The 5,669-nt window shown below is 63.2% G+C and carries 3 protein-coding genes; all 3 read left to right on the forward strand.

The genetic code is table 11. The features are described from left to right. The coding region (locus ACESL8_RS00105; protein WP_372914632.1) for an adenylate/guanylate cyclase domain-containing protein at window positions 1-1,108 on the forward strand (1,108 nt) is incomplete at its 5' end. Then, entirely contained in the window at window positions 1,098-2,819 is a 1,722-nt protein-coding gene (locus ACESL8_RS00110) for a ShlB/FhaC/HecB family hemolysin secretion/activation protein (RefSeq protein WP_372914634.1), read from the forward strand. The genes ACESL8_RS00105 and ACESL8_RS00110, both read left to right, overlap by 11 nt. Window positions 2,820-2,902: 83 nt before the next feature. Beyond that, the coding region (locus ACESL8_RS00115) for a filamentous hemagglutinin N-terminal domain-containing protein (RefSeq protein WP_372914636.1) at window positions 2,903-5,669 on the forward strand (2,767 nt) is incomplete at its 3' end.

Below are 5,669 nucleotides of genomic sequence, written 5' to 3' on the forward strand. Positions count from 1 at the left end.
AGGCCGGGCGGCGCCAGGCGTGCCGCCCGCGTTGCTGTTTGGCGTTTCGGCACTGTTTGCGCTGGCCGGCGTGGGCATCAGTCTGTTGCGGCGGGGGATTGGTATCAACTTGGCGCTGGGTGGGCTGCTGCTGCTGGCCTGGTGGGCAGGTGCAATCATCGGTTTTGGCTATGGCCTGCCGATGCTGCCGCTGCTTGGCCCCAGTCTGGCGATCGCGCTCGCCATGTGGATGATGGACCTGCTGATTGGCCGCGGTGAACGCCAGCAGCGTGAATTCATCCAGCGCACATTCTCGCGCTATGTGGCACCGGCGGTGGTTGAAGAGTTGATCCGCAATCCGGAGAGCGCCGCCGTTTCAGGGCGGCGGCGCAATGCCAGCTTTATTTTTACCGATATAGCCGGTTTCACCACCTTGTCGGAACAGCTGGAACCCGAAGCCCTGTCCGATCTGCTGAACGGCTATCTGGACGGTGCCTGCAAGATCATCATGCGCCACGAGGGCACGATCGACAAGTTTATCGGCGATGCCATTATGACCGTGTTCAACGCCCCCGTGACCCAGCCAGATCATGCCGATCGGGCGGTCAAATGCGCGCTTGAGGTGGATTCCTACGCCGAGCAATTCCGCCGTGATGCCAACGCGCAGGGCGTGCTGATGGGGGTGACACGGATCGGCGTCCACTGCGGGGAGGCGGTGATCGGCAATTTCGGATCGCAATCGCGCATGGACTTCACCGCGCTGGGGGACACCGTCAACACGGCGGCCCGCACTGAGGGGGCGAACAAATATTTTGGCACGCGCGTCTGCTGCACCCAATCAATCGTCGATTCCTGTCCGGAGCGCCGCTTCCGCAAGATCGGTGATATCCTGCTGAAGGGCAAGCTGACTGCGACCGGCCTGTACGTGCCGGTTGCGGATCACGATGACCCCGCCTTGATCGGTGATTATGACAGTGCTTATGCCCTGCTGCTGGCCGAACAGCAGGATGCCCAACCACGCTTTGAAGCGCTGGTTGACCGCTTCCCGGACGATCCGCTGGCCCGCTTCCACCTCGACCGGATCGTGGCCGGCAAACGCACAACGATGGTGGTGATGGATGACAAGTGACGCATCCCCGGCACAGCGGCGGAGCGCCCGTATCCCGGCCGCCTGCTCGTTGGCGCTGTTTGTGCTGTGGGCGGAAGTCGCCGCGGCCCAGATCGTTCCCCTCCCGCCGCTGCCGCCGCAGGCCGACATTTCGCGCCAGCGCGTGTTGCCCCTGCCGCTGCCCGATCGGACCTACGACCTCAATCTGCTGACGCCTGAGCGGTCGGCCGTGCCGCGGGCCGTTGACGAGATCGAATTTTCGGTGAGCCGCATCCGGGTCACGGGTGCCACCGTGTTCAGCGATACCGAGCTTGCGGGCATCTTTGCCCCACTGGAAGGTCGCAAGATCCTGCTCGACGATCTGCGCCGTGCCGCCGAGCGGCTTGAAGGTCTGTACCGTGCGCGCGGCCATTTTCTTACCCGTGTGCTGGTGCCGCCGCAGGTCGTGCGTGACGAAACGCTGGATGTGCAGGTGCTCGAAGGCTTCATTGCCGAGGTGTTCGTCGACGGGCCAAATGCCAGCACGTCGAACGTTGGCCGGGCGCTGATTGGCCCGGTGACCACGCGCCGGCCCGTGCGGCTTGTGGATCTGGAATCGCCGCTGTTGCTGCTCAACGACATGCCCGGCATCCGGGCCAGCAGCGTGCTCAAACCGGGCATTGCCCCCGCGAGCAGCGACCTCCTGCTCAAGCTTGAACGCAAGCCAACACAATCCTACCTGGCGGTCTCAAACTTCGCGTCCGATGTCGTCGGGCCGTTCACCGTGGCAATGGGTACCACCGTGTCACAGCCGTTCGGCTTTCCTGGCGCCGCCGATTTGTCCCTGACCGGAGCCGGCGAGACGCTGGACGAACTGCAGGTTTTCACCGTCCGTTATGCCACGCCGGTCGGCCGCCGCGGTGCGGTCGTCGCAGTTGGTCTGGTGCTCGCCCAGGCTTTGCCAGGGGGTGAGGTCGCCCAACTTGGCATACGCAGCCGCTCCGGGTCGGGCAGCATCAGGGCGCGCGTGCCTATTTTGCGCACCCGGGCCAACGCTGTGTTTTTCGACGCGGGGATCAGCGTCAACCGCAGCCGAGTCTCGGCGCTGGGCGAACCCATCACGAACGACCGCAACAGCGTTGCCGATGTGGCCTTGGCGTGGCGGCAAGTCGGCTGGCTTGGCGGGGACATGAACCTGCGCCTCGGTGTGGCGCGGGGCTTGATGATGGTTGACGCCAACGACCGCACCACCCCGTTGCCGTCGGTGGCAGGGTTCTCGCCCGAATTCTCGAAGCTTACCCTGCTGTTGCAGCGCAACCAGCCACTGGCTGGCAAGCTGAGCGCGGCGTTTGTGCTGCAAGGCCAATACAGCGGCCAGCTGCTGCTGGCGGGCGAACGGCTCGCGTTTGGCGGCAGCCTCATCGGCCGTGGTTATGACCCGTCAAGCATCATCGGCGACAAGGGATTGGGCGGCCTTGCCGAATTTCGTTTTGCGTTGCCCCGCCTGTCGGTCCAGGGCCGGTGGGACGGCATGCAGCTTTATGCCTTCGGCGACATGGCGGTGACGACGATGAACCCGCTTGCGGGGCAGCAGGGCAGCACCAACCGCTTGGCCTCCTTGGGGATCGGTTTGCGGGCGCTGGCCTTCAAGCGGCTTGCCATTGATGCCCATGTTGCAGGTGCGCGGCGCACCCTGTTTTCCGCCACGGCGCTGCGCGAGCGTATCAATTTTTCCGCCACCCTGTTGTTCTGAAAGGGAAAACGGCCATGTCTTTCATCCTCCCAACCCGTTCCGCCCGCCTTATCCGATCTTCCGTGCTGGCGGCAGCCGCGCCGATGGCGCTGATCATGGGCAGCCTGTCGGCCGTCGGTGCCAACGCACAAGCGGTCGCCACGCCCTTTGTCGTTCAGGCCGGCACAATCAGCAATTTTGTTGTCAGTCCCGACGGGTTCACCACCACCATCACCCAAACCAGCTCGCGGGCCGTGCTGGACTGGCAGCAGTTTTCCGTCGAGTCAGGAAAAACGTTGGCCTTCAGCCAACCCAATGCCAGTGCAATCACGCTCAACCGTGTTGTGGCCGGTGGCCCGGCCACGGTGATTGACGGCGCGATCACCGCCAACGGCAAGGTTTGGATCCTCAATTCCAACGGCGTTTACGTGAGTCCTACCGGCAGCGTCACCACCTCCGGTTTTCTGGCGTCGACTGGCAGCATCAACACTACCGATTTCATGAATGCAGCCAGCCGCATCGCCATCACTGGCGTTACCAACGCCAGCATCGCCAACCACGGCCGGATCACTGTCAACGCCAGCACCAATACTGGCTATGCCGTGCTGGCCGGCACCCGGGTAGAAAATGGCCAAAGCTTCATCAGCGGCGCGGCGGCGACGGATGGCCATGCTCTCATCTCCGCCGATCTGAACAAGGTAGTGCTAGGCAGCGGCACCGCCTTCACGCTGGACTTTTCTGGCGACCGGTTGATCTTTTTTGCCATCGCCGAGGGCCTGCCGTCAGGGCCTAATTCTGGCGGTGTGTTCAATACCGGCACCCTTTCGGCAGCGGGCGGCACAATCGTGATGACCGGACGCGCCGCCGCCGATGCGGTTGGCGCCGTCATCAACACCAGCGGCATGGTCATGGCGCAAAGCGTCGGCGTGCGGTTCGGCCAGGTCGTGCTCGATGCCGGGCCCGGCGGACGGATTGCAGTCAGCGGCAGCGTTCAGGCGCAAGGCTTGGCCGCCAGTAGCATCAGGCTCACCGGCAATGTGGAACTGACCGGGCCCGCCACCTTCCAAACGGACGGCACTCTGCTGATCCAGGGGCCTGTGACAGCTGCGGCAACCACGGGGCTATCTGGTCCCAATCTGCTCGTAAACGGCGGATTTGATTCCGGTGATCTGTCGGGCTGGAATAATGAAAACTCGGGGCGGAGTTTCGCCTGGTTTGTTGACGGCGCGACCCATTTTGATCTCGGGCCCTTCAACGGCACCAGCTTTGCAAGTACCGGGTGCCTTTTCACCTCGTGCACCCTCAGCCAAGTGTTCAACACCACGCTTGGCGCGAACTACCGGCTGTCGTTCGCCTTCAACCCGGGCGACAATGCCAGTGCAGGGCAGGCCTCGGCGTCGGCCCTGTTCAATGGCGCGTCCCTGTTCAGCCAGAACATCGGACTGGGGCCCAACGCGTGGACTGTCTACACAGCGGATATAACCGCCACCTCCTCGACCTCGACGCTAAGCTTTCAGGCTTTCCAGAATCCGGCGTTTAGCGGCCTTGATGAGGTGTACTTTGGCCTGAGATCGGTTGTGCCGTCCCTCAGTATCCAGTCTCGGCAACTGATTGCAGGCGCCATAACGCTGCCATCGGCTTCGGTCAGTTTGCAGATCAGTGGCACCGGCACGATCATGGGCCCGGTGGCTGCAAACGTGCTGAGCAAGAGCGGGGCAGGCCTGTTGCGACTTGGCGGCAGCAGCAACCAGATCGCTCAGTTGAATCTCTTCGGTGGGATCCTCGTCGCCGGCGACACCGCAGCGGTTGCCAATGCACCAATCTTGATGGACGGCGGAATACTGCGGGTGGAAGCGAGCGCACCGGCCACGCTGTCCAACCCGATCACAGTTTCGAGCTACGGCGAGATCCAGTTGGTTGGTCCATTCGACTGGACCGTGACGTCGGCTATCGACGCGGCGGGCGGGCAACTGAACACAAAATTCTCTGTCAACGCAGAGGGTAATCTCTTGTTCAACGGGGTGGTGGGCAACATTAATCGGTTGGGCAGCTTCAAGACTCTGGCGAACGGACGCTTGATGCTAGGTGCCGGCGCGCAGATCAGCACGTCCGGATTGAGCGGGGTCCCAGGCCCCGCCGACTTTGCCATCGGGCTTGGGGGCAGCGCCGGCTTTGCCAACGAGTCTCTGGCCAGCCTGCCACTGGATCCCGGCCAATCGCGCTGGCTGATCTGGAGCGGCAATCCGGATCCGTTTTCGGTTCAGTCGGGTGACCGCTTGGGCGCGCTTGCGTATGATTTTCGTCATTATGACATTTCGCTGGCTCAGGCGCGGGGCGATGCGCCCCCGCCCGAAATGCTGCCTGCTGGCAACGGCCTGCTCTTTTCGATTGCCCCGACATTGGCGCTCCTCAGTGGCCGACCTATCATCAAGGTTTATGACGGCACTGATACCGCCAGTTTGGTCGATTTCGAGATCGGCTTTGCCGGCACCGTCAATGGCGACGTCGCGGTCCTCTCGACGGGACCTGTGCGCTTTGACAGGTCGGACGTGCTTGCCGCCACCTTGTTGCTGCCAGATTTGACCTACAGCGTGGCCGACAGCTTGGGCAAACCGGTGTTGGGCTATCGCTTCGTCCTGCTGGCCGGCGGAGGTTTACCCGCCAGCATCACGCCGCGCGCTCTGAGCCTGGCTTTGGTTGGCAGCGTTGACAAGGTTTACGACGGTCTGGCGGCCATCGGCCTCGCTGCGGCCAACATCAGCCTCACCGGCATGGTGGCCGGAGAAGCGATCACGGTCACCAGGACCGCCGCCAGTTTGGCTGACCCCAATGTCGGCAGCAGCCGGCTGACGACCCTGACCCTTGGGCTGG

Source organism: Sandarakinorhabdus sp., from assembly GCF_041689835.1.
In the GTDB taxonomy this organism is placed as follows: Bacteria; Pseudomonadota; Alphaproteobacteria; order Sphingomonadales; family Sphingomonadaceae; genus Sandarakinorhabdus.

Coding starts and splice junctions, on each gene's coding strand:
- ACESL8_RS00110 (WP_372914634.1), top strand. CDS start 1,098: ATGACAAGTGACGCATCCCCGGCACAGCGGCGGAGCGCCCGTATCCCG.